Annotated in this window: 18 protein-coding genes and 3 tRNA genes; 15 read left to right on the top strand and 6 right to left on the bottom strand. The window is 39.0% G+C overall.

The window, feature by feature from the left end; all coding sequences use genetic code 11:
- Nucleotides 1–3: 3 nt before the first annotated feature.
- Both FOC45_RS07420 and FOC45_RS07415 read right to left on the bottom strand, forming a co-directional pair.
- Nucleotides 4–1,296 carry a TolC family protein gene (locus FOC45_RS07420; protein ID WP_155846648.1) on the bottom strand — a complete coding sequence of 431 codons (1,293 nt, stop codon included), beginning with the start codon at nucleotides 1,294–1,296 and terminating at the stop codon, nucleotides 4–6.
- Nucleotides 1,293–1,730, bottom strand: coding sequence for a lipocalin family protein (locus FOC45_RS07415; protein ID WP_009389250.1), 438 nt, complete (start codon nucleotides 1,728–1,730; stop codon nucleotides 1,293–1,295). The genes FOC45_RS07420 and FOC45_RS07415 overlap by 4 nt, the downstream gene beginning before the upstream one ends.
- Before the next feature lie 230 nt (nucleotides 1,731–1,960).
- On the opposite strand from FOC45_RS07415, the gene FOC45_RS07410 reads away from it, so the two are divergent.
- The 5 genes from FOC45_RS07410 to FOC45_RS07390 are packed head-to-tail and all read left to right on the top strand — an operon-like array spanning nucleotide 1,961 to nucleotide 7,786.
- Nucleotides 1,961–3,001 (top strand): IS30 family transposase, encoded by a 1,041-nt coding sequence (locus tag FOC45_RS07410; protein WP_147715965.1) that lies wholly within the window; start codon nucleotides 1,961–1,963, stop codon nucleotides 2,999–3,001.
- A gap of 30 nt (nucleotides 3,002–3,031) precedes the next feature.
- Nucleotides 3,032–3,868 carry a 50S ribosomal protein L11 methyltransferase gene (prmA, locus tag FOC45_RS07405; protein ID WP_009391840.1) on the top strand — a complete coding sequence of 279 codons (837 nt, stop codon included), beginning with the start codon at nucleotides 3,032–3,034 and terminating at the stop codon, nucleotides 3,866–3,868.
- The gene (locus tag FOC45_RS07400; protein WP_009391839.1) at nucleotides 3,868–4,554 is read left to right on the top strand and encodes an SMUG2 DNA glycosylase family protein; all 687 of its coding nucleotides are present in this window, start codon (nucleotides 3,868–3,870) and stop codon (nucleotides 4,552–4,554) included. Before prmA ends, FOC45_RS07400 begins: the two co-directional genes overlap by 1 nt.
- Before the next feature lie 16 nt (nucleotides 4,555–4,570).
- Nucleotides 4,571–6,265 (top strand): hypothetical protein, encoded by a 1,695-nt coding sequence (locus FOC45_RS07395; RefSeq protein ID WP_009391837.1) that lies wholly within the window; start codon nucleotides 4,571–4,573, stop codon nucleotides 6,263–6,265.
- Between the two features lie 3 nt (nucleotides 6,266–6,268).
- On the top strand, nucleotides 6,269–7,786 hold the full coding sequence (locus FOC45_RS07390; protein ID WP_009391835.1) for an NAD(P)/FAD-dependent oxidoreductase: 1,518 nt from the start codon (nucleotides 6,269–6,271) through the stop codon (nucleotides 7,784–7,786).
- On the opposite strand, the gene FOC45_RS07385 is transcribed toward FOC45_RS07390, so the two are convergent.
- The 4 genes from FOC45_RS07385 to asnA form a co-directional block, all read right to left on the bottom strand.
- Nucleotides 7,750–9,813 (bottom strand): M13 family metallopeptidase, encoded by a 2,064-nt coding sequence (locus FOC45_RS07385; RefSeq protein WP_009391833.1) that lies wholly within the window; start codon nucleotides 9,811–9,813, stop codon nucleotides 7,750–7,752. The two genes, FOC45_RS07390 and FOC45_RS07385, sit on opposite strands and share 37 nt — an antisense overlap.
- A 164-nt stretch (nucleotides 9,814–9,977) precedes the next feature.
- Nucleotides 9,978–10,556 (bottom strand): flavin reductase family protein, encoded by a 579-nt coding sequence (locus FOC45_RS07380; RefSeq protein WP_009391831.1) that lies wholly within the window; start codon nucleotides 10,554–10,556, stop codon nucleotides 9,978–9,980.
- A 19-nt stretch (nucleotides 10,557–10,575) separates the two neighbouring features.
- A complete protein-coding gene (locus FOC45_RS07375) occupies nucleotides 10,576–13,314 on the bottom strand; it encodes a sialidase family protein (protein WP_009391829.1) in 2,739 nt (912 codons plus the stop codon).
- Nucleotides 13,315–13,395: 81 nt separating this feature from the next.
- Nucleotides 13,396–14,400: an aspartate--ammonia ligase gene (gene asnA / locus FOC45_RS07370; protein ID WP_009391828.1), complete on the bottom strand. Its 1,005-nt coding sequence runs from the start codon at nucleotides 14,398–14,400 to the stop codon at nucleotides 13,396–13,398.
- 449 nt (nucleotides 14,401–14,849) lie between these two features.
- Between asnA and recG the strand changes: the two genes are divergently transcribed.
- The 10 genes from recG to FOC45_RS07320 all read left to right on the top strand — a co-directional run bounded on the left by recG (nucleotide 14,850) and on the right by FOC45_RS07320 (nucleotide 24,921).
- Complete coding sequence (recG, locus tag FOC45_RS07365; RefSeq protein ID WP_009391827.1) at nucleotides 14,850–16,967, top strand: ATP-dependent DNA helicase RecG; 2,118 nt, start codon at nucleotides 14,850–14,852, stop codon at nucleotides 16,965–16,967.
- Between the two features lie 160 nt (nucleotides 16,968–17,127).
- Nucleotides 17,128–17,202 (top strand) — tRNA-Val (locus FOC45_RS07360).
- A 41-nt stretch (nucleotides 17,203–17,243) separates the two neighbouring features.
- A tRNA-Val gene (locus FOC45_RS07355) sits at nucleotides 17,244–17,318 on the top strand.
- 38 nt (nucleotides 17,319–17,356) lie between these two features.
- Nucleotides 17,357–17,431 (top strand) — tRNA-Val (locus FOC45_RS07350).
- A 189-nt stretch (nucleotides 17,432–17,620) separates the two neighbouring features.
- Nucleotides 17,621–18,322: a MotA/TolQ/ExbB proton channel family protein gene (locus FOC45_RS07345; RefSeq protein WP_009391826.1), complete on the top strand. Its 702-nt coding sequence runs from the start codon at nucleotides 17,621–17,623 to the stop codon at nucleotides 18,320–18,322.
- 30 nt (nucleotides 18,323–18,352) lie between these two features.
- The gene (locus FOC45_RS07340) at nucleotides 18,353–18,739 is read left to right on the top strand and encodes a biopolymer transporter ExbD (protein WP_009391824.1); all 387 of its coding nucleotides are present in this window, start codon (nucleotides 18,353–18,355) and stop codon (nucleotides 18,737–18,739) included.
- A gap of 10 nt (nucleotides 18,740–18,749) precedes the next feature.
- A complete protein-coding gene (locus FOC45_RS07335) occupies nucleotides 18,750–19,565 on the top strand; it encodes an energy transducer TonB (protein ID WP_009391822.1) in 816 nt (271 codons plus the stop codon).
- Between the two features lie 2 nt (nucleotides 19,566–19,567).
- A complete protein-coding gene (locus tag FOC45_RS07330; protein WP_009391820.1) occupies nucleotides 19,568–20,788 on the top strand; it encodes a folylpolyglutamate synthase/dihydrofolate synthase family protein in 1,221 nt (406 codons plus the stop codon).
- 54 nt (nucleotides 20,789–20,842) lie between these two features.
- Nucleotides 20,843–22,072 carry a sodium/glutamate symporter gene (gltS, locus tag FOC45_RS07325; RefSeq protein ID WP_009391819.1) on the top strand — a complete coding sequence of 410 codons (1,230 nt, stop codon included), beginning with the start codon at nucleotides 20,843–20,845 and terminating at the stop codon, nucleotides 22,070–22,072.
- 86 nt (nucleotides 22,073–22,158) lie between these two features.
- On the top strand, nucleotides 22,159–24,921 hold the full coding sequence (locus tag FOC45_RS07320; RefSeq protein WP_009391818.1) for a sodium-translocating pyrophosphatase: 2,763 nt from the start codon (nucleotides 22,159–22,161) through the stop codon (nucleotides 24,919–24,921).
- Nucleotides 24,922–25,061: the final 140 nt, after the last annotated feature.

Below are 25,061 nucleotides of genomic sequence, written 5' to 3'. Positions count from 1 at the left end.
TTATTATCTAAAGTAGTATTCTAATACTTTTAGCTTTAATATATACTGATACTTCGCTTTTACTGATTCATTTTGAGCATTTTCGTACTGATACTTTGCCTGATTAAAGTCAAAAGTATTCATCAAACCTACATCGTGACGTTCTTTTGCGTAGTTAAAAGATTGTTTTTTTGCTAAAACAGTCTTTTCAGTAGCTTCATATAGCTTTTTAGCATTAGTAGCATTGGTGTGCGCCTGATAACTGTTCTTTTCTAAAGTAAGTTCTGCCTGCTCTTTTGCATATTGAGCTTTTAACAAGTTCAGTTTCTGACGTTTTATATTTGTTAAGGTAGAAAATCCATTAAAAATAGGCACTGATAGCGAAAACCCAGCATACATCCCCTTATTTAGGTCTATCTGATCCCAAAAGTTCAAATATTTATTCTTCGTCCAACGAGAGCTGTATCCCCATTGTGCTGAAAGTCGTGGAGAGTAAGCTGCTTGTGCATTTTGTAGTGCATTTTTAGCCAATAAAATATTACTATCAGCTATTTTTACATCACTCATTATTTCTTTAGCATGCTGATAGATTTCTTGAGGGGTTTTTACAAGTATTTCTTCTGAAGGATGTTCAAAAGTAGGGTCTGCAATATCAAAATCTTGATAGTTTTTCAGCAAAAGTAACTGAGCTAATCCCATTTTAGCAATAAAAAGAGCATTTTCAGTAGCAATAATCTGCTGTTCTTGGGTTAGCAATTGTGCTTCAGCTTCATAAATATCGCCTTTTGGTAGAGAACCGGCTTCTATTAGATTTTTGGTGCGTTCTACGCTTTCTTCCGATACCTCACGTTGTGCTTTTAGGTTTTTTATTTGTTCTTTATAGCTCAATACTTCGGCATAAGCATTAATAATCATCAGTACAATATCTTCTTTTACTTTCTCAAGCTGATATTCCGATGCCATTTGGTTTAGGGTAGCACGTTGTAGTTTACGCCAGTTTTGCAGTCCTGCGAAAAGTGTCATTTCAGCCCCAATACCTCCTGAAGCTGATTGAAAAACCGTATTTTCGTACTGGTTTGTCACAGGGTTGATATTCTTCCCACTGTTGAAATTGTAAGACAAATTACCATTTATTGAGGGCAAAAAAGCCCCTTTAGCCTGCAAACGGTCTATGTCTGTAGATTTTAAATCAATTTCAGATTGTTTAATAGAAAGGTTGTGCTCTTTGGCATAACTGATACAGTCGTCTAATGTCCAAAGAGTTTGCGAATAGCCCATAAAGGGCAAGCATAGGGCGAAAAATAGTGTTCTCATTATTTTATGTATTCTATGGGTTTGGTTTTCTTTAAGATAATCACAGCTATATGCTCAGTGCCATCTTCATCTTTTCCGGTAAAAGTAAGCGTAAGAAGGTCATTTTCTATAGCAAAAGTATTGTTTAAGTCGCTTTCTTCTTTTCGTATGATATGATTTTCCTTTATTGTATACATATCTTTGTTAGAATTGAGTATTACACATCTACCATCGTATATTTTATAGTAATTTTCAATAATTTCGTTAGCTGTAAAAATAAAATGACTCTGTTTCTCACAATCAGTTAGAGTAATTTCCAAATTATCCAATCGTTGTGATATAATTGTCCACGTACCAATAAGTTCTTCAGCACGAGAGTGTGGGTATAATTCCTTTTCTTGCGAAAAAGAAGATAAAGTGCTAAAAATGAGTGATATAAATAGGAGTAGGTATTTCATAAATTCTGATGCTTCTATGAATTGTGATTACAAAGGTACAAAATAATTGTCAATTAACAATGAACAATAGATATTTTTTTGTAATTTTGCCTTTAGCTGAAAATAATTGCTAAGAAACCTAAATTCAAGTAATAAAAGTAACTTTTTAATAAGGGTTTGTTTTTAATTTTTGTCTGCTGCAGACAAAAATTAAAAACAAAAAAAGCAAGGAAAAATCATATAGTTTTTCCTTGCCAAATGAAAAAAATCCTCATATTTGCGTTGTTGAAATTGAAAAATGTAAAGTACAAATTATGAGTCATATTTCATTGGGGCAAAGATACAAAATAGAAGGATATCTACAAATTAATTTAAAAAGAGCTCAAATTGCAAAAGAAATAGGGTTGCCTAAAAAGACTGTAAATCAAGAAATTAAAAGAAACTCTAATCCTCAAACAGGCATATATAAAGCTGAGGAAGCTCATCAATTATACCTTGATAGAATGCAGAAAAAGAGAAAAGCTATACATTTTACAGAGGAAATTAAAGAGCAGGTAACTACCCTTTTAAAAGAAGATTATAGTCCTGAACAAATTGCAGGAACACTAAAAAATATTTCTCATCAAACTATTTATAAGTTTGTTTGGAATGATAAGAAAAAGGGAGGTGATTTGTACAAACACCTTAGAAATCAGGGGAAAAGGTATCAAAGAAAAGAAACTTATAAATCAAATGATCCTATTAACGATAGAAAAAGTATAGACTTAAGACCAGCAATCGTTGAACAACGCTCACGCATAGGTGATTACGAAGTGGATTTAGTAATGGGAGCTAATCATAAAGGAGCTATTTTAACATTTAATGATAGAGCTACAGGTTATACTTTATTAGGGCACTTGCCTTGTAAGGGAGCTATCCATACAAAAGAAATGATAGCTAAGTTAATTACTGAAAATCAACTAACTATACATACAATAACCTCTGATAATGGCAAAGAATTTTCTAAACACAAAGAGCTATCAGAAGAGTTCAATTTAGACTATTATTTTGCTCATCCATATCATAGTTGGGAGAGAGGTTCTAATGAGAATTATAATCGTTTATTAAGACAGTACTTTCCAAAGGGAGCTGATTTAAGGTTTATAAATGAAGAAGAATTGGAGAGAGTACAAAACAAACTTAACAATAGACCTCGAAAAAGATTTGGTTATATGAGTCCAAAACAGGTATATTTGCAAGCTATTAAAAATCAAGGAAACGTTAACTTATTGAATAACAATCAGCAAAATTAAAAGTTACCTTTATGAATTGAATCTGCCAAAATGAATTATATAGAATACAATTTTACAATAACCCCAATGGGGATAGCTTCAGAAATTTTAGTAGCTGAGCTAGCTGAAGTAGGTTTTGAGAGTTTTGTAGATACTGATAGCGGACTGTTAGCATATATACAAGAACCTCTTTGGCATACAGCTATTCTCAATGATATACAGATACTACAGAGTGATGAATTTCAAATTACTTACACTTTTAAGACTATTGAACAGGTCAATTGGAATGAAGAGTGGGAAAAACATTTTGAGCCTATTACTATAGAGGGGCTTTGCACGGTTCGGGCTACCTTTCATCCAGCAGCCTCTACTCCTTATGAGATAGTAATAGACCCTAAGATGAGCTTCGGCACAGGACATCACGAAACTACCTATATGATGCTACAATTCCTACTAAATGAAGAACTTACCAATAAAAAAGTACTCGATATGGGTTGTGGAACTAGTGTGTTAGCTATTATGGCAGCTAAGCGAGGCGCTACCGATATTACTGCAATAGATGTAGATGAGTGGTGTGTAGAAAACTCAATAGAAAACGTTCAACGCAATGGTTGTGAGCATATACAAGTACAACTTGGTGATGCTTCTTCGTTGGCTAACAAAAAGAATTTTGATTTGATTATAGCCAATATCAATCGAAATATTCTTCTTGCCGATATTCCTCACTACGCTCAATCGCTCAAAGCGGGCGGAACTCTTTTGCTTAGTGGTTTTTATGAAGAAGATATACCTCTTATTCGTGAAAAAGCCGAAGCGCACAGTCTGCAATACGTAGAGAATTTAGAACGCAATAAATGGGTAGCTGTAAAATTCAAAAAACAAGCCTAATGAATACTTTTGCTGAAAGAGTTATTAATTTCAACACGCATTTAGTGTATGAGCAATCGCTGCCCAATGGTTTTGCAGTGCTCAATCCTTATGTTGATAATCCTGAAACAATGCAGGTGATGCGTGCTTTTTATGAGAAATTTTATAAAGATAATCAACAGCGAAAGTTTATCATAGGTATCAATCCTAGTAGAAATGGAGCTGGGGTTACAGGGGTACCTTTCACTGATACTAAGCGCTTAGAGAGCGAGTGCGGTATACCTATGCACTCGGCTCATACCCACGAGGTCTCGTCTGTTTTTGTGTATGATATGATTAAGCAGTACGGTGGGGTAGAACGTTTTTATAAGCAGTTTTATATTAATTCTCCTTTTCCTTTAGCTATTGTACAAAAAGCCAAAGATGGCAAATGGCTCAATGCCAATTATTATGATGATACAGCTCTTTTTTTGGCAGTAAAAGATTATATGATTGAAACACTCAAAAAGCATATAACTATGGGGTTAGATACTCAAAAAGTGTTTGTTTTAGGCAAGAAAAATGCTACTTTTCTCCATAAACTCAATAAAGAAGCCTCTTTATTTGGCGAAATGGTAGTTTTAGAGCATCCTCGCTATATAGAGCAGTACAAATCAAAAGAAAAACAACTATATATTGATAAGTTTATAACCAAATTTTCAGAATAATAAAATAAAAACCAATATGAAACCACATTATGCAATACTTATGATTTTGAGCAGCTTCATAGCTTGCAAAACATCAACATCTGTTAGTAGCCCTACCGAAGTAGAGGTTCGAAGTAACCATCAGTATGCCTTCCCTAAGGATACGTATCACTTTCATCTGTCACAAACTTCAGAGAAAGTACTCTACATCTCTAATCACGACCAAACTAACCCTAAAAAAGTCGCTTTGTACTTAGAAAATCTAAAAGATGTAGTGATTGACGGCAATAATAGCGATTTTATCTTTCACGGCACTATACTCCCCATAGTACTCAAGAATTGTACTAATGTCACGCTCAAGAATTTTTCCATTGATTTTGCTATTCCTCATTTTCGACAACTGCATATTACTGAAGTAGATAAGGCGCATAATACGGTTGTAGGCAAGCTTTATCCTGAGGGTAATTATAAAGTAGAAGCTGGTAAGCTCCTATTTTGTGGTGAGGATTACGAAGAGCAGCCTATGGGCGGTATGCTTTTTACTCCAGATAAGCGACTTACTTACCAGCGAGCAGATGTGTCTTTCAATCCTACTAAAGTTACAGAATTGTCTCCTAATATGTTTAAAATAGAGGGAATGGGGGCAGAGCCTTGCATAGAAAAAGACGAGCGTTTTGCACTCCGCAATTATGGGCGACCTACGCCAGCTATTTTTATTACTGAGAGTAAAAATATAAAGTTAGAAAACGTTACAGTGCATAATGCTTATGGAATGGGGCTTTTGGCACAACTTACTGAAAATATTACTCTCAAAGGCTTCAAGGTAGCTATAAAAGAAGGTTCAGAGCGTTTTTATACTACCCAAGCTGATGCTACTCACTTTTCAAGCTGTAGTGGTGTCATTCGTTCTGAAGGGGGACTTTATGAGGGAATGGCAGACGATGCTATTAATGTCCACGGTACGTACCTCAAAGTCATAGCTCGTCCCTCACGTAATACTATCACAGCCAAGTATATGCATCCTCAATCGTGGGGTTTTACTTGGGGAAGAACGGGAGATGAAGTACAGTTTGTTGCTGCCAAAACGATGGAAACCATAGGTGATAAAACGTATCGTATTCAGTCTATTAAACCTGTTGATAGCCCTACAGATGAAGGAGCTAAAGTGTTCGAAATAAGTTTTGCTGAGCCTCTCCCCGATGAAGTATCAGCAGAGTACGCTTGTGGGGTAGAAAACCTTACTCTTACCCCTCAGGTTATATTTACGCATAATGTAGTGCGCAACAATAGGGCACGAGGAGCACTCTTTAGTACTCCTAAAAAAGTAGTATGTGCGCATAATGTATTCGACCACACACATGGGGCTGCTATTTTGCTTTGTGGCGACTGTAATGGTTGGTACGAAACGGGGGCTTGCCACGATGTAACTATCAAACACAACCGCTTTATCAATGCGCTTACGGCAAATTATCAATTTACTAATGCAATTATCTCCATTTATCCTGAAATACCTAACTTGTCAGATCAAAAAAAATACTTTCATTCTAATATTCGTATTGAAAATAACGTATTTGAAACTTTTGATGAACCTATATTATACGCTAAATCAGTAGAAAATCTTATTTATAGAAATAATACAGTAATTAAGAATAAAGATTTTAAACCTTTTCACTGGAATAAAGAGCGTTTTAAGCTCGAAAGAACTAAAAACGTAGAAATAATCGAAAAATAATATATGGCAGAAGAGAATAAAGATGAAACTTATGATGTAATAGTAATAGGTAGTGGTCTTTCGGGACTTTTCTCAGCTTTACTATTAGCAAGGGCGGGAAAAAAGGTGTGTGTATTAGAGAAAAACCAACAATACGGAGGCAATTTGCAGACCTTTAAGCGCAATCATATTCTCTTCGATACAGGTGTACATTACGTAGGGAGTCTATCTGAAGGGCAGGTACTCTATGAGTATTTTAAAGAAGTAGGGATAATGCAAGACCTTTCATTAGAGCGTCTCGATTTAAATGGCTACGACCGTATTTGCTTTGGCGACACTCCTGATGTAATGTACCCTCACGCCCAAGGGTATGAAAACTTCGTAAAGCAGCTGCTTATTTATTTCCCTGAAGAGAGAAAGGCTTTAGAGCAATATGTCTATACAATACGTACTATTTGCGATAAATTTCCACTTTACCGTTATAATGCTACAGAAGTACATTACGATGTTGCTACTCTTTCTATAAAACTCTCCGATTTTTTAGATAATCTTACTACTAACGAACGACTTAAAGCAGTGCTTTTGGGGGCAAGTTTCCTTTATGCAGGGGTTGCGCCTCAAACGCCTCTCTATGTACACGCGCTTTCAGTTAATTCATATATACAGAGTGCTTACCGACTTACCAAAGGAGGTAGCCAGATAACCGACTTGCTTATTAGGGAGTTACAGCGCTATGGAGCGAATCTTTATCGTCAAACTGAAGTTGTTGCATTCAGCTATGGCAGCGAGCAACAGATTACAGCGGTGCATACTAAGCAAGGACAGACTTTCAGGGCTAGTCATATAATCTCAGCTATTGATGTAAAGCAATTACTACAGATAGCTGGTAAGCAAGCTTTCAAACCTTCTTTCTATAAGCGCGTACAGGGACTGCAACCTACAGCTTCGGCTTTTTCATTGCACTTGGTGCTTAAGCCTAATATTTTCCTTTATTTACCTTATAATATCTACTGGTTTAAGGATAATGATAGTGTGTATAACACTGCACAATATGCCACTAATGATTTTCCACTATCATATATGCTCTCTATGAATCCACCAAAGAATGGGGGAGCTTATACCGATAATATCACTATTCTTACCTATATGGCTCCTGATGAACTACACCGCTGGCAAGAGAGTTTTAGTACTTGTACTCAAGGAGAGGGTAGGGGAGAGCAATACGAACTTTTCAAACGCCAACGCGCTTTAGATTTATTAGATGTTGTAGCCCAAAAGTTCCCTACTATCAAGCAATCTATCGCTTATTATTACACATCTACCCCTCTTACTTACCGCGACTATATAGGCAGTGCTATGGGGGCTATTTACGGCTACAAAAAAAACGCTGACCATATAATGGAAAGCGTTTTTATGCCACAAACTCACATTAAGAATTTATATCTCGTAGGGCAAAGTGTTGCAATGCACGGATTGGTAGGGGTTACCATCAGTGCAGTGCTAACTTACCAAATCTTAATGCGGTCTTCAGGTTTTTTATAGAGTTTATCTCCTTCTTTTACATCAAAGGCTTTATACCAAGCATCAACATTCACAAGAGGACCAAATGAACGGAAGTAACCAGGGCTATGAGGGTCTGTCTTCACTTGATTGGTGAGGTATTGTTCTTTAGAAAGCGTACGCCATACAGTACCCCAAGAGATAAAGAAACGTTGTTCTTGTGTAAAGTTGCTTATTTTACCCACTTGTCCTTTGTCTTTCAAATACATTTGTAGGGCATCAAAAGCGATGTTTACTCCACCAAGGTCAGCTATGTTTTCACCACTAGTGAAAGTACCGTTTACGAATACGCCTTTCACAGGTTCATACTTGTCAAATTGTGCAGCAAGAGCTTTGGTAGCATCTTCAAAGTTCTTTTTGTCTTCAGGTGTCCACCAGTTTTGTAGGTTACCATCTCCATCAAACTCAGCACCACTATCATCAAAACCGTGGGTCATTTCGTGTCCTATTACAGCTCCTATACCACCAAAGTTCACTGCTGGGTCAGCTTCAAAGTTAAAGAAAGGAGGTTGTAAGATAGCAGCAGGGAATACGATTTCATTATATAGCGGGTTGTAATACGCATTTACGGTTTGTGGCGACATTCCCCATTTAGTTTTATCAACAGGTTTGCCTACTTTCTCCAAACTCTTTTGGTAAGCCCATTCGCTCACGCGTTGCAAGTTAGCAAAATAAACAGTCTTAGCAGCGGGTTCAATGGTAAGTTTAGAGTAGTCTTCCCATTTGTCAGGATACCCTACTTTTACGGTGAATTTGTTCAGTTTAGCCAATGCTTTTTCTTTTGTAGCATCAGACATCCAAGTCACTTCTTTTATGTGTTGAGCAAAACTCTTTTTGAGGTAGTCTACTAAAGTTACCATCTCTTCTTTAGCTTTAGCAGGGAAGTATTTTTCTACATACAGCTTACCAAAGGCTTCTCCCAAAATATTGTTGATAACACTTAGAGCGCGTTTGTTCATTGGGCGTTGCTCTTGTTGTCCTTGCAATTCTTTATTGTAGAAGTTAAAAGAAAGTTCATCAAGCTCTTTAGTAAGGTTGCTTGCGTTATCAGCTACCAATTGGTATTTTAGGTAATCTTTTAGCAGAGGTAAGTTCTTTTCGTTGATAAACTTGTCATATTGTTTGTACAAACGAATTTCAGAAACTACCACCTTATCAATATTTACACCTACATTTTTGAGGTATTGAGGCAAGTTGAGGTTTTTAACCAATTTGCTAAGCTCCTCCATAGTTTGGGGGTTATAGCTGAGGTTAGGGTTGCGGTCTTCCTCATTGGTTAGCATTAGTTTAGCTACAGAGCGCTCAAAATCTACTATTTTTTTAGCTTTTTCAGCAGCTTTGTCATCTTTTAACACTTTGAAGATAGCAGCTACGTAATCTTGGTATTTTTGTAGCGCTTCAGTATTCTCTTTATTATCCTTTTGATAATAATCGCGTCCCATACCGATGCTAAAGTTACCAAGATAAACGGTATTGGTGTTAGAATCCTTCATATCGGCATACACGCCCCAAGCACAGATAGGGTTTTCACCTTCTTTAGTAGCCTCTTCTAAGTATTTTTGAAGGTCAGCAAGCGTTTTAATAGCATCAATTTTGTTTAGATAGCCTTCTATAGGTTTTAGTCCCTCAGCATCGCGCTTGTTCCAGTCTATGAAAGATTCATATAGGTCTTTTATCTTCTGTCCTTCAGTGCCTTGTTCAAAGTTTTCTTTTAGCAAATTGTCTAAAATAAGCAGACAGTTCTCATCGGTTTTCTCACGTAGAATATGAAAAGAACCCCACGTAGGTTTGTCAGCGGGTATTTGGGCAGTTTTAGCCCAAGTACCATTTACATAATTGTAGAAATCATCTTGCGGACGCACGGTAGTGTCCATTTCAGCAAGGGCAATTCCCTTGTCTACATTTGTGTTTTCACTCATTGTGTTTTCTGTTTTTTTGTTATTTCCGCAGGCTATCATTAGCCCCATTGATGAAAGTAACAGTACGGTTTTAGTTGTTTTTCTCATCATAATATTAGGTTTTTTGAATTGATACCACAAAGGTAATAATAAATTCTTAATTAGCAAGTGTGTTATTAGTTTTTTTATAAAAGTTATTAGCTGCTAGCCAAACTAACAGCTAACGGCTAATAACTAACAGCTAACGGCTAATAACTAACTACTAACAGCTAAGGCTATTTAATAGTAAAATTAAGTCCTTTGTGCTCTCCTAAGCCATAATAATGCTTAAAGTTATAGATAAGAGGTTCCCACGCTAACGGATTGATTTTGTTTTCCTCCATCACTAAATGGTCTTCAGCGTGTACTTGAACAAACTCAAGCTCTATTAGGGCGTATGTGCCGCGGTCATTCACTTGCTTCACTACGGCTTCTGCTTGTATAGGGCACTCAGCTATACGAGGAACACGAACCTTTTCAGAAGGCAATTGGGTAAAACCACCTATAGCAAACTTGTCGTCAGTATAAGCGTACTTACCTACTTTCTGAGGGGGTACAGGGTTTTGCGCAGTATAGGGGGCTATTGCCTCTACTTTCTCCCACATTTCTGCCGAAGGCAGGTTGAATACCACTTCGGGTACTTCCATTACATTATGATAGGCTTTGTTTAGCTTTACAAGAGCTATCACAGCATTCGTGCCTAAGGTAAAGTTGCACGAAATAGGCGTAACATCGGCGTTTCCGTCTTTATCAATAGTAGTAAGGAGTACTACAGGAAACCCGTAATAAAACATACTTGGTAAAAAAGACTTCATATAGTATTGATTATTTAATTTATTTCACTTCTAACGTTCTTTCTTCTTCAAAATCGTTGGGCAGCGTGAATACAAGGGTATAACGCCCTTTGGGCAGATATACATTGCCGTCAGTTGCAGTGGGCAGGAATATCTTCTGTACACTTTTTTCATAGGCTACTTTGCCTTCTGCCGAAATAGTAAGGTCGTAAGGTATGTAGTTAAACCCTTTGTTGGTTTTATAAATAAACTCATTGAGGGTAATTTTACCTTTCATTACTTTTACGTTTATTGATAATCCTTCTTCTGAAGCAAAAGCATAGCTGTATACAGTAGGTTTTAGAGGCTCTTCCCATTCATTAGCAGCATTGCCCCATTTAGCCGAATAGTTTATGCTGATAGGGGCTTCAAAGGGGTAAAATTCTTGTGAGGTAATAGCTACTCGCAGTTCTTGCATCATCTTTATAGAGGTGCGATAAAGCCCACGCCCTAGGGTAGCTACCGTCATTTCACCGGTATTTTCGTCTATCATAAGGTCGGCGATACCTGTCTCAGGCAGCCCTTTGCTAAAAGGTTGCCAACTTTCTCCTAAGTTAAACGAAATGTACAAACCGTTGTCAGTGCCAGCGTATAGTATTTGTTCGTTTATAGGGTCTTCTTTTAGTACATTTACCCTGCTGTCAGGCAGGTCTGAACGAATGTCTGTCCAACTTTTTCCATTGTCATTACTGATGAAAATAAAAGGGTCAGTAGCCGTTTCATCAGTGCTTATAAGGGTGGTGAGTACGCGGTTGCGCTGATGTTTTGAGGCAATAAGGTTATTCACGCGTAGTGCACGAGGGAAAGCGTTGTATATCTGCTTCCACGATACACCTCCATTGTCAGAAGTGTATATCATACCATCATCACTACCTGTGTATAGCAAGCCAAACATAAAAGGCGATTCTGCTATTGCCGAGATAGTGCCATATGCCTTGTTACCTTGTTTGTTCCCATTGGTTACATCGTCAGAGATAGTGCGCCAATTGCGCCCTTTGTCTAAAGAGATATGCAATTTATTGCTTCCTATATAAATGATGTCTTTATTTTGAGGTGAAACCAATAGAGGAGCGTACTTGCCAAAACGCAAAGGGGCTTTACTTTCGCCGTAATACATAGTGCCCAAGGCTGTTTGTTGGTCTTTATTAGGATAAAAAGTAAAGAAACGACCGTAAGAGGCAGCTGCATAGGTCTCATTTCCAAAGGTTAAACGGTTAATAGGGAGCTTAAAGATATTCCATTGTGCGTTATTTTTGGCCAGTACGCCTTGTTTGCTAATAAAGTAAGGTGTTTTGTTAGCGTTGTCATATGTCAATTGCTCAAAATTCATCGCTTGAGGAACGTTTTTAGTCGCAAAAGTACGTCCACTGTCGTAAGAAAGCATTAGCCCATACGGAGTAGTGCAAAATAGGGTGCCTTGCTGCTGATATAATTGCTCATAACCACTTCCAAGATTTACAGGCTGTTTGCTGCGCCACGTTTTTCCTCCATCAACTGACTCCAATAAAGGGTAACCACCGATAAGTACGTGCTCTTTGTCGGCAGGGTCAGCACTGATAGAGGCAAAGCGTTCGCCATTTTGGTAATACACATCATTTAAGGGTTGGGTGTTTGTTTTTTGCCACGAAGTACCCCCATCGGTAGTGAGGTATATTTCAGCTCCTATAACTTCTTTTTCGCTGGTGCCTAAAAAGTTGAGTAACTTGCTGGGCGAGGTCACTTCAGCACTAATAATATCTTTCAGGTGTTGAGCGGTGTACTTTTTGTTTTCTCCTACGTTGTATAAAAACCGATTTAACCGACTGTTGTCTAAGGCGAGAAAATCGCTCTTGCTCATACCATCAAAATCTTGAGCGGTAAGCTGTAAGTGAGTCTGTTTTTGTAGGCTGTTACTGCTCTCTTTTTTCTTATAGTTGCGGTTGTCTACTACAACGTAATAGGTTTGTGCATCTACACAGCTAATTCCTATTCTGCCTATGGCATTACCTTTTAGAAAACCATTGTTAGCCGTTATTTTCGTCCAAGTGTTGCCCTTGTCAGTGCTTTTGTAGATGGCACTATTGCTGCCGTAAGGCACACTATTCCACGGACTGTCATTTATCTCCCAAGCGGTAGCTAGTAGAGTGCTGCCATCAGGGGTAGCTACTATGTCGCTGATACCCGTGCGAGTACCTACAAATAGCTTTTGCTGCCACGTTTTGCCTCCATCATTACTTTTGAAGATACCGCGCTTTTCATCTGTTTTATACTTATTGCCTAATACGCCTACTACTATCTCTTGAGGATTAGAGGGCGATAGATAAATGGCTGTGATGTGTTTAAGTCCAGCAAGTCCCCTAAAATCAACAGTTTTGCCATTATCAGTAGAAACGAATAATCCATAGGGAGTAGCCACTGCTAACGTACCTGACTGCCAATTCATTGCCAGAGCTGTAATCGTTTGTGAGGGCAGGGTAGTGCATAGCTCGCGGTAAGTCTCCCCTCCGTTTTGGGTAAGCCACACCCCCCCTTGATGAGGAGCCACTACGAAATGGCTAGCATTAGCAGGGTTCACAGCCAAAGCACTGATACGGTTTCCCATATCTTTTACTTTCACCGGTTCAAAAGGAGTTTCGCGTACCCACGATTGTTTTTTTAGTTCTTCTTTTTGGCGCAAAGATAGCGGAAGTAACTCCTGTGCCATAAGGCTTGTGGTAGCAATTGAGAATAAAAGTACAAAAATATTTGTCTTATTTTTCATTGGGTTTTGTTATTTTCATTAGTTTGTAATAACGCATTTATCTCACGTAATGCAGTGCAAATGTACAACATTTTATTTAAATTACAGCAACTGAATGCCGTTTTCTTCACAAAGCAGCAGCATATCATCTGTCCAGATAGAGGCTTGTACCTCCCCTATATGTGCTTTCTGCATAAGCAACATACAAATACGCGACTGACCGATACCGCCACCAATAGTCAGAGGGAGCTCTCCTTTTAAGAGCATTTGGTGGTAGTCTAAGCTTTTGCGGTGTTCAGCATTAGCCACTTGCAATTGGTCTGCTAATGATTTTTCATCTACGCGTATCCCCATAGACGATAATTCTAAGGCACTGTCCAACACCGGATTCCATAAAATAAGGTCACCGTTTAGTTCCCAATCGTCATAGTCAGGGGCGCGGTTGTCGTGTTTTTTACCTGAGCGTAGTGTTTTTCCTATTTGAGTGATGAAAATAGCGCCCTTTTCTTTAGCAAATACTTCTTCGCGTTTTTGAGACGATAGAGTAGGGTAGCGGTCTTCAAGTTCTTGTGAACTGATAAAAGTCACCTCTTTAGGCAGGAAAGCCTTGCACTTGGGGTAATGAGCTACAAGGGCAGCTTCTGTTTCCAAAAAAGCATTATAAAGCTGATTTACTGTTTGTTGCAAGTACGACAAAGTCCGGTCAGTAGGGGCTATAACCTTTTCCCAGTCCCATTGGTCTACGTAGATAGAATGTGTATTGTCTAAGGTTTCATCGCGGCGGATAGCGTTCATATCGGTATAAATACCTTCGTGTAGGCTGATGCCATAACGCTTTAGTGCCAAACGCTTCCATTTAGCGAGCGAGTGAATAATTTCAATAGTCTGTCCTTCAGCGTCTTTCATTTCAAAACTCACTGGGCGTTCCACACCGTTCAGGTCGTCATTAAGTCCTGTAGCGCGTTTTACAAACAGTGGAGCAGAGATACGAGTGAGGTGAAGCGCACGAGCCAAAGTAGTTTCAAAAGTATCTTTAATAAGCTTGATAGCGCGTTCGGTATCCATAATGCCATAAGGCGATACGTAGTTTTTAGGAATGATAATCATAATGAGTCAATTTGCTAATTTGCCAATGAAGAAAGAATGCAAAATTTGTACCATATTTATTTGTCTCATTTGCTAACCATTTTTAGAACGTGACAATCTTCTCAGCCTTCTCAGCCCTCCCACTTGTCTCACCTGTCCCACTTTTCCCAGCCCTCTCAATCCTCCCAGCCTTCTCAGTTCTTTCAGAAAAAATTTCTTCTATAGCTTCCCTTTACTTTAGATATAGGAAGAATACAAGATCACCGAAGGATTACCGAAAGATGAGCGAAATCCAAACGTCTAATTATCGCCTAAAAACCAGAAAAATATGCTACCTCCAGCCCTCTCAGCCTTCTGAGCCCTCCCACTAACCCAATAATTTCGTTTGTTTTACCTAATTTGTCAAATCGACAAATTGTCAAATTGACAAATTATCACTATCTTTGCACCAAAAACATTCATTTCTTTAAATGACACAAGTGCCAAATCTTTTACATACTTCTGTAGAATACCTGCGAGGGGTAGGCAAACAGCGGGCAGAACTGCTTAAGTCCGAATTAGGCATAGAGCAGTATCAAGACTTGCTAAACCTATTTCCTAACCGGTATATAGATCGTACCAAGTTTTATAAAATCAATGAGTTACAAAATAATAATGCCGAAGTACAGCTTATTGGTAAGATTGTAAACTTGCGTACGGTAGCCTCAGCACAGCAGAAGCAAGCGCGTTTAGTAGCTACTTTTGTAGATGAAACGGGGCAAATGGAGTTAGTATGGTTCAAAGGACACAAGTGGATAAGCGATAGCCTAAAGCTAAACGAATCCTATGTCATATTTGGCAAAGTCAATCACTTCGGAGGTATTTTCTCTATGCCTCACCCCGAAATGGACTTGCTTGTCGATTTCAACAAGGCAGGGCACAGCAGCATACAGCCGGTGTATCCCTCTACTGAGAAGCTAACTAAGCGCGGAGTCAGCAACCGTGTGATGCGGCAACTTATACATACGGTATTCGAAGAGGTAGGCTATCAGTTTATGGAGAACCTGCCCGCTTCAATACGCAAGACACTAAACCTAATTAGTAAGCAGGAAGCGATGCGCAACATTCACTTCCCTGCTGACCAATCAATGCTGACCAAAGCTACTGTGCGCCTGAAGTTTGAAGAGCTTTTTTACATACAGCTACAGTTAGTACGCAAAAATCTACTGCAGAAGCAGAAGTTTCAAGGAATGCCTTTCAGAAAGGTAGGCGATGCGTTTATGAACTTCTATAATCACCATTTACCCTTTCCTCTGACGAACGCTCAAAAACGAGTGCTTAAAGAAATACGTGCCGATTTAGGCTCAAATGCTCAAATGAACAGACTTTTGCAAGGTGATGTAGGTTCTGGCAAGACCATAGTAGCCCTGATGACAATGCTATTAGCGGTAGATAACGGCTTTCAAGCCTGCTTAATGGCTCCTACCGAAATTCTCGCTACCCAGCACTACCAGAGTATTAGTGCCCTGTTGCAAAATACAGGTATAAGTGTAGCTTTACTAACAGGTTCTTCTAAAACCAAAGAGCGCCGTATTTTAGATGAGCAGTTGCAAGAGGGGAGTCTTTCTATACTCATTGGCACTCACGCCTTGTTAGAAGATAAGGTACAGTTTGCTAACTTGGGCTTGGCTATTATTGATGAACAGCACCGTTTTGGGGTAGAACAGCGTGCTAAGCTCTGGCGCAAAAATACCTTGCCGCCTCATATATTAGTAATGACTGCCACTCCTATACCGCGCACTTTAGCGATGAGCGTGTACGGCGACTTAGATGTGTCGGTAATAGATGAGTTACCCCCTGGTAGAAAGCCTATTAAAACCATACATCATTTTGAAAATCGACGTGCAGAAACATATGAGTTTGTCAAAAAAGAAATAGACAAAGGGCGACAAGCGTATGTAGTATATCCGCTGATAGAAGAATCAGAAGCCTTAGACTTTAAAAACTTAACCGAGGGTTACGAGTATATCAGTGCCTCTTTTCCGCTACCTAAATACAAAGTCTCAATAGTGCACGGCAAGCTTAAGCCTGCGGAGAAAGATGTCGAGATGGAGCGTTTTGTGCGAAACGAAACCCAGATAATGGTGGCGACAACTGTCATAGAGGTAGGGGTCAATGTGCCTAATGCCTCAGTGATGGTTATAGAGAGTGCCGAGCGCTTTGGTTTATCGCAACTGCATCAGCTACGCGGACGTGTAGGGCGTGGTAGCGAGCAGAGCTATTGTATACTGCTGACAGGCAACAAGATGAGTAATGATACCCGTACGCGTATGGAGACAATGGTGCGCACTAATGATGGTTTTGAGATAGCGGAAGTAGACCTCAAACTGCGCGGGCCTGGCGACCTAATGGGCACTCAACAGAGTGGGGTACTTGCCCTAAAAATAGCTGATATTGTAAAAGACCAAGAGATACTAAAAGCAGCCCGTGCCTATGCTATCGACCTCCTCAAAGCTGACCCCGACTTAGTCCAGCCAGAGCATCAATGCGTAGCCTACACCCTCGACCAACTCCAACGCCACAAAAACCTATGGAAATACATTAGCTAATTAGCAGATTAGTTAAGACTTTAATAAAGTATGCACCTGTATTTTGTGTTGATAATCAGTTGATAATGTTGCGAATAGTATATTTTTACTAAAAAAATATGCAAAATATTTGGAGGTTATAAAAAAAGGTTGTACTTTTGCACCCGATTTAAAAACGTAAGGGTTCTTAGCTCAGCTGGTTCAGAGCATCTGCCTTACAAGCAGAGGGTCACTGGTTCGAATCCAGTAGGACCCACTTAGGTTTAAGATTTAAAATTTTTATCATTGTTATTTTTGGGGTTCTTAGCTCAGCTGGTTCAGAGCATCTGCCTTACAAGCAGAGGGTCACTGGTTCGAATCCAGTAGGACCCACAAAATTTCGGATTTTATTGTTGTTTTCATAATTTAACGGATTCTTAGCTCAGCTGGTTCAGAGCATCTGCCTTACAAGCAGAGGGTCACTGGTTCGAATCCAGTAGAGTCCACAAAACAAAAAAAGGCTACTCATTTTTTGAGAGCCTTTTTTTGTGTTTAATAAGTAATAATTAACCTCTGAAAATCAAATACTTCTATAAAAAACAGCTTCTTTATTCAATTGTTTTTTCATTTATTAATTGCTATTTGATAATTATTTACTACTTTTGCGAGATTTTAAAAGCTAAAAACAAGAAGTTATGTTAGGATTACAAACGGCTATGGGGATAGCTACACAAACTAATAATGCTGCCCCTGAAGTACAAGAAAAAACACTTTCTATAATGGATATGATTATAGACGGTGGCACGGGTAATATTATCATTATCGGGGTTCTCTTCCTGATGTTGGGTGTGGCACTCTACATCTATTTCGAACGCACATTTGCTATCAAAGCAGCTTCGCAAGTAGATAAAACTTTTATGTACAAAATACGCGATTGTATAGCAGCAGGTCGATTAGATGCTGCTAAAATGCTATGTGTGCAATCAAACACACCTGTAGCACGCCTTATAGAAAAAGGAGTATCACGCATCGGGAAACCGCTTGAAGATATCAACAAAGCTATTGAAAATGCAGGTACTTTAGAGGTGTATAAGTTAGAGAAAAATACAGCTATCTTGGCTACTATTGCAGGAGCTGGCCCAATGATAGGCTTCTTGGGTACGGTAGTAGGTATGATTATGTCATTTCACGAAATGGCTACCGCTGGTGGGCAAGCTGAGATGGGGGCTTTAGCAGGAGGTATCTATACGGCTATGGCCACTACAGTAGCGGGACTTATAGTAGGTATCATAGCCTATGTGGGGTACAACCATTTAGTGGTAAAAACCGATAAAATAGTTCACCAAATGGAAGCTAATGCAGTAGAGTTCTTAGATTTGCTCAACGAACCTCTTTAGTCTGCTAGTTGCTTAATTAAAGAAAAAGTTATGAAATTAAAAGGTAGAAATAAAATCAGCCCAGAGTTCAGTATGTCGTCTATGACCGATATAGTGTTCTTGCTTTTGGTATTTTTTATGATTACAGCTAATAGCCCTAATGCATTAGACTTATTATTACCAAAAGCAAAGGGTAAATCAACTAATACACAGAATGTTTCGGTAAGTATTGATAAAAATTTGAATTATTTTATTGATAAAAGACCTATTTCTGTTACCAATTTAGATAGCGAACTTAGGTCGGCTCTAAATGGGGTAGAAAACCCTACTATTATCTTACGAGTAGAGGAAAGTGTGCCAATAGAAAATGCCGTAAATGTAATGGATATAGCCAACCAAAATCAGTATAAAGTAATTTTGGCAGTACGCCCAAAATAGATGAAAAATTATGAGTTTATTAGATACCACACATAAGCGCAAGTCGCTGGTACTCACTACCGCTGTGATGAGCATAGTGGTGCTATTGCTCTTCTTTGCGGGAATGACTTATTTAGACCCTCCGCCAGAGAGTGGAGTAGAGGTGATATATGGGGTAGATGTTACGGGTATGGGGGAACGTACAACGCCTCCTAGTGCTGCCCAACAAGTAGAGACCCAAACGCCTCCTGAATCGGTGCCAGAAGAAACAACTTCTACAGAGGTGAAAGAGAATCTTTTAGCCCAAGATAATGACGAAACAGTAGCAATAGCCGAAGCGCCTAAAAAACAAGAAAAAAAGAAAGAAACTCCTAAAACAGAAACTCCTAAGCCTGACCCTAAACCTTCGCGTGAAACCTCTGAAGCACTTTCAAGTATATTGGGGGCTGCTAATGCAGGGGGTAGTGGTACTGCAGGACAAGGTGACGGACAGCGACCTGGTTACCAAGGACAAATAGATGGTAGTCAGTATGCCGACTCCTACTATGGTGCAGGAGGTGGTGGCTCCTCTGGCAAAGGTTGGGGACTGAAAGGGCGCAGTATTGCTACCCAAGGGAAGGTTGTACAAGATTGCAATGAGGAAGGACGTGTAGTAGTACAGATAGAAGTAGATCGTAGTGGTAAAGTAGTAAAAGCTACGGCTGGCGTAAAGGGTACCACTAACTCAGCTCAGTGTCTGTTAGACGCTGCTCGCAAGACGGCCTATAAACACAGCTGGAATCCTGATGAAAATGCTCCTGCCCGTCAAGTAGGCTTCATAGTGATCAACTTCAAATTAGGAGAGTAAGAATGAACTATCAAGAAACATTATCGTGGATGTTCAATCAGTTACCAATGTTTCAAACACAAGGAAAAACTGCTCTGAACAATAAATTAGACAGAACAATTGCTTTTGCCTCAGTATTAGGAAATCCCGAAAAGAAATTCAAAACCTTACATATAGCTGGTACTAATGGCAAAGGGTCATCGAGTAGTATGCTCGCTTCTATACTGCAAGAGGCTGGTTATAAAGTAGGGCTTTACACTTCTCCTCATCTCAAAGATTTCAGAGAGCGCATCAAAATAAATGGTGTAGAAATTCCTGAGGAACGTGTAGTGAGTTTTATTGCTGCCCATAAAGATTTTCTAGCCACTCATCACCTCTCTTTCTTTGAAATGACAGTAGGTTTGGCTTTTGATTATTTCGCTGAAGAAAAAGTTGATATAGGGGTAATAGAAGTGGGCTTAGGGGGGCGTTTTGATTCTACTAATATCATCACTCCGGAAGTGTCGCTTATCACCAATATTTCTAAAGATCATACCGATATATTAGGTAATACCCTACCTGAAATCGCTTTTGAAAAGGCAGGTATTATCAAGAAAAATACCCCTGTAGTGATTAGTGAATATCAAGAAGAGACAGCCCCTGTATTTATTAAGCGAGCAAAAGAAGACAAGGCTCCTATAGTTTTCGCTAATGAACTGACCACTAACCTCACTACCGATTTGCAAGGTATTTATCAAGAGAAAAACATCAAAGGTGTAATAGCTGTAATTGATTTTTTAAAACATCAGGGTTGGGATATCAGCGATGAAAACCTCAAAAACGGCTTGCTAAATGTAGTGAAGAATACCCATCTCAAAGGGCGTTGGCAAACTCTTAGTACTCACCCAACTGTCGTATGCGACACAGGGCATAATATTGGCGGACTCACTTATGTAATGGAGCAGCTGAAAAAGCAAACTTATACACAGCTACATATAGTAATAGGTTTTGTAAAAGAAAAAGATGTAAAGGCTGTTTTAGACCTTTTTCCTAAAGAAGCACATTATTACTTCTGTAGTCCGAATATCAAGCGTGGATTGGCTGTAGAGATATTGAAAGAAATTGCCACTGCTAAAAGGTTGAAAGGGGAGGCTTACTCTTCAGTACAAGAAGCAGTATCTGCAGCTAAAGCAAAGGCACAACCTACTGATTTTATTTTTATAGGGGGGAGTACCTTTGTAGTTAGTGAATTAGCTGATTTGTAAATTTGCTAATTTGCTAATTCTTTTTTTTATTAAATAGCTAATTTTTTTAAACCTATGAATACAATTGTTATAAACCCTTATTACACCCTTATTATTGCTACTCTTGTGCTATTGGTAGGACGCTTATTGGTAGGGAAAATAAAGATACTTCAAAACTTCAATATTCCTGAGCCAGTGGCTGGCGGACTATTAGCTGCTATTATTATCTTTTTGCTGTATCTTAAATACGAAATTTCATTAGAGTTTAGCACTAATTTGCAAGAGGCTTTTATGCTGTTTTTCTTTTCTTCAATAGGGCTCAGTGCTGATTTTTCTCGATTAAAAGCAGGAGGTAAAGGGCTGATTTTCTTTCTGGGGGTAGTGGCTCTTTTTATAGTAGTACAAAACTCAGTAGGAGTAGGGTTGGCAAGTGCATTGGGGCAAAATCCTATTATGGGCTTGATAACAGGTTCTATCACCCTGACCGGTGGACACGGTACGGCAGGTGCGTGGGGTAAGATATTAGAGACAGACTATGGTATTAAAGGGGCAACGAGTCTTGGTATGGCTTCAGCTACCTTTGGTTTGGTACTCGGTGGACTTATAGGAGGTCCTGTCGCACGAAAATTAGTCAATAATATGGGGAGAAAACCTATAACTGATAAAGCTACTGATAATGTAGTAGATACTGTAGTTGAAGTGTTTGAAAATGCAGGTAAGCAGCGTCTTATCACTTCAAAATCAGCTATAGAGACAATGGCTCTTTTTGCTGCTTGTCTATCGTTTTCAGCTATAATGGTTTCTCCTACAGTAACAGCTTACTTACCTGAAAAATTTACTATTCCACAGTTTGTATGGGCTTTATTCTTCGGGGTACTTCTGCGCAATGTACTTACCAATGCTTTCAAAGTAAATATGTTTGACCGAGCTATAGATGTGTTTGGCAATGCCTCACTAAGTCTCTTTTTAGGAATTGCTCTTTTAAACCTAAAACTTTGGACGTTGTTAGATATAGCTGTGCCAATGCTTATCATTTTAGCGGTACAAACCTTTGTAATGTGTACTTATGCTTATTTTGTAACTTTCCGCTTAATGGGGTCTGATTATGATGCAGCAGTACTCTGTGCAGGGCATTGTGGTTTCGGCTTAGGAGCTACCCCTACGGCAGTGGCTAATATGCAATCGGTTACTGAGCGTTTTGGGCCTTCCCATAAAGCCTTTCTAATCGTACCGATGGTAGGGGCTTTCTTTATAGACTTTATCAACGTCTTTATTTTAACTACTTTTATAGGTTTTTTAGGATAGAAAACAAAAAAAAATCATATTTTATTTTCTTATTAATATAATCTTTTGTACTTTTACCGCCTGAATAATTAATTACTAATATTTGTATGGATAAAATGATGTTATATCTACCGTTAGCCCTTGCTATTCTGGGGCTTATCTTTATGATTACAAAGGCTTTGTGGGTAAACAAGCAAACCACAGGCAACGAACGAATGCAAAGCATCTCTAAAAGTATCAAAGAAGGTGCAATGGCATTTCTTAATGCTGAATACCGTATTTTAGGTATTTTTGTGGTAATAGCCGCTATAGCCTTATTTATTGTTTCGCGTATGGTGGAGACTTCTCACTGGCTTATCGTAGTAGCTTTTGTGTGTGGAGCGTTTTTCTCTGCCTTAGCAGGAAACATAGGTATGCGTATTGCTACCAACTCTAATGTGCGTACTACTGAAGCTGCACGCACTAGTTTGCCAAAAGCCTTAAAAGTGTCATTTGGAGGTGGTACTGTAATGGGATTAGGAGTAGCAGGTTTAGCTGTATTAGGTTTGAGCTTGTTCTTCATCCTCTTTGTAAACACCTTTATAGAAGGTGGTAAACCTTTTTATGATGAAATGACTCTTGTTCTTGAAGCTTTGGCTGGTTTCTCATTAGGAGCTGAGTCTATTGCCCTTTTTGCTCGTGTGGGAGGTGGTATTTATACTAAAGCCGCTGACGTTGGAGCTGACCTTGTAGGAAAAGTAGAAGCAGGTATCCCAGAAGATGACCCTCGTAACCCTGCCACTATCGCTGATAACGTAGGTGATAACGTAGGTGACGTAGCTGGTATGGGGGCTGACCTATTTGGTTCATATGTGGCTACAGTACTTGCCTCAATGGTATTGGGTAACTACGTAATCAAAGATATGGCGATGAGTAATGGAGGTGCCTTTACAGACAACTTCGGCAATATGGGGCCTATACTTTTACCTTTGGTAATCGCAGGGGTAGGTATTGTAGCTTCTATCATAGGTACTTTCTTTGTAGGTATCAAAAATAATGAAGCTAAAGAAAAACAAGTACAAAGTTCGCTAAACACTGGTAACTATGTAGCTTTAGGGCTTACTTTGGTAGCTTGTTTCTTCTTAATTAAATATATGCTTCCTGAAACTATTCAGATGAGTTTCTTTGGAGAAGGTGTAAAGAGTATTCCAAGTATTAATGTATTCTATGCTACTATCGTAGGTTTAGCCGTAGGGTTACTTATTTCTACTATTACTGAATACTTTACTGCTTTAGGTAAAAAACCAGTGTTGAACATTGTGCGCAACTCTTCTACTGGTGCTGCTACTAACATTATAGCAGGTTTAGCTACCGGTATGAAATCAACCTTTGGTTCTGTATTGCTTTTTGCAGTAGCTATCTGGGGGTCTTATGCCTTAGCAGGTTTCTATGGGGTTGCGATTGCAGCTTCAGCAATGATGGCTACTACTGCTATGCAATTGGCTATTGATGCTTTCGGGCCTATTGCTGATAATGCAGGAGGGGTAGCTGAAATGAGTGAACTGCCAAAAGAAGTACGCCAACGTACCGATATTTTAGACTCAGTAGGTAATACTACCGCTGCTGTAGGTAAAGGCTTTGCAATTGCTTCTGCAGCTCTTACTGCCTTAGCATTGTTTGCTGCTTATGTTACCTTTACAGGTATTGATGGTATTAACATCTTCAAAGCTGATGTATTAGCAGCCTTGTTTATTGGAGGTATGATTCCTGTAATTTTCTCAGCTTTAGCTATGCAATCAGTAGGAAAAGCGGCTATGGATATGGTGAACGAAGTGCGTCGTCAGTTCCGTGAAATTCCTGGCATTATGGAAGGAAAAGGTACCCCAGAGTACGGTAGATGCGTGGATATTTCTACTAAAGCTGCTTTGCGCGAAATGATGTTGCCTGGTGCAATTACTATTATTACCCCTATCATTATCGGTTTTGTAATGGGAGCTGAAGCTTTAGGAGCTTATATGGCTGGTGTAGCTGTATCAGGTGTAGTATGGGCAATCTTCCAAAATAACGCTGGTGGTGCTTGGGATAACGCTAAGAAATCATTTGAAGCAGGGGTAGAAATCAACGGACAAATGACTTATAAAGGTTCTGACGCTCATAAAGCAGCTGTAACTGGTGATACTGTAGGTGACCCATTCAAAGATACTTCAGGACCTTCAATGAATATCCTTATTAAACTTACTTGCTTAGTGGGCTTGGTTATCGCTCCTATCTTGGGCGGACATACCGCTGATGCTAACGGAATGCCTGTAGAAGCTCAAATACGTCAAGGAGAGGCTGAAACCGATATGATACCATTAGAACCTGCTATAGAAGTAGTAGAGGGAGTATTAAACGCTGATGGTAACTTTGAATACAATGTAGGTGATTTATTTCAATTGAATCTTTTTGACAATACAATGTTAGAAGTAGGTGAAAATTCATCTGAGGCTCGCCTTGTAAAATTGTTAGAAGATAAAAACCTTACTACTTCAGAACAATTCAAAGATAATTGGATTACTTTGGATAGAACTTACTTCAAAACAGGTAATGATGAGCTTACTGAAGGTTCAGAACAACAATTAAAAAATATTGTAGCTATATTGAAAGCTTATCCTAAGGCTGCTATCCGTTTAGGGGGGTATACTGATAATACTGGTAGTGCCGAAGGTAACTTAAAACTTTCTGAAAGACGTGCTAATTCAGTACTAAACAAATTAGTAGCATTAGGTGCTAACAAAGCACAGTTGAGCGCTCAAGGTTATGGAGCAGAGCATCCAATATGTCCTGCTAACGATACCGATGAATGCAAAGCTAAAAACAGACGTATAGATGTACGTTTAACAGCTAAGTAATAATATTTTAGTTAAATATATAAAGGGGGCGGATTGATAAAATTCGCCCTTCTTTTTAAAACCAACAGACTATGAAAAAAAAAACTCTTTTCAGTGCTACTACTTACTGCTTTAGTAGGCTGTAACCCTTCTGAAAACCA

Source organism: Capnocytophaga sp. FDAARGOS_737, from assembly GCF_009730375.1.
Taxonomy (GTDB): Bacteria; Bacteroidota; Bacteroidia; order Flavobacteriales; family Flavobacteriaceae; genus Capnocytophaga; species Capnocytophaga leadbetteri.
The sequence above is the reverse complement of the archived record's forward strand: the minus strand, read 5'-3'. Positions and strand labels throughout refer to the sequence as shown.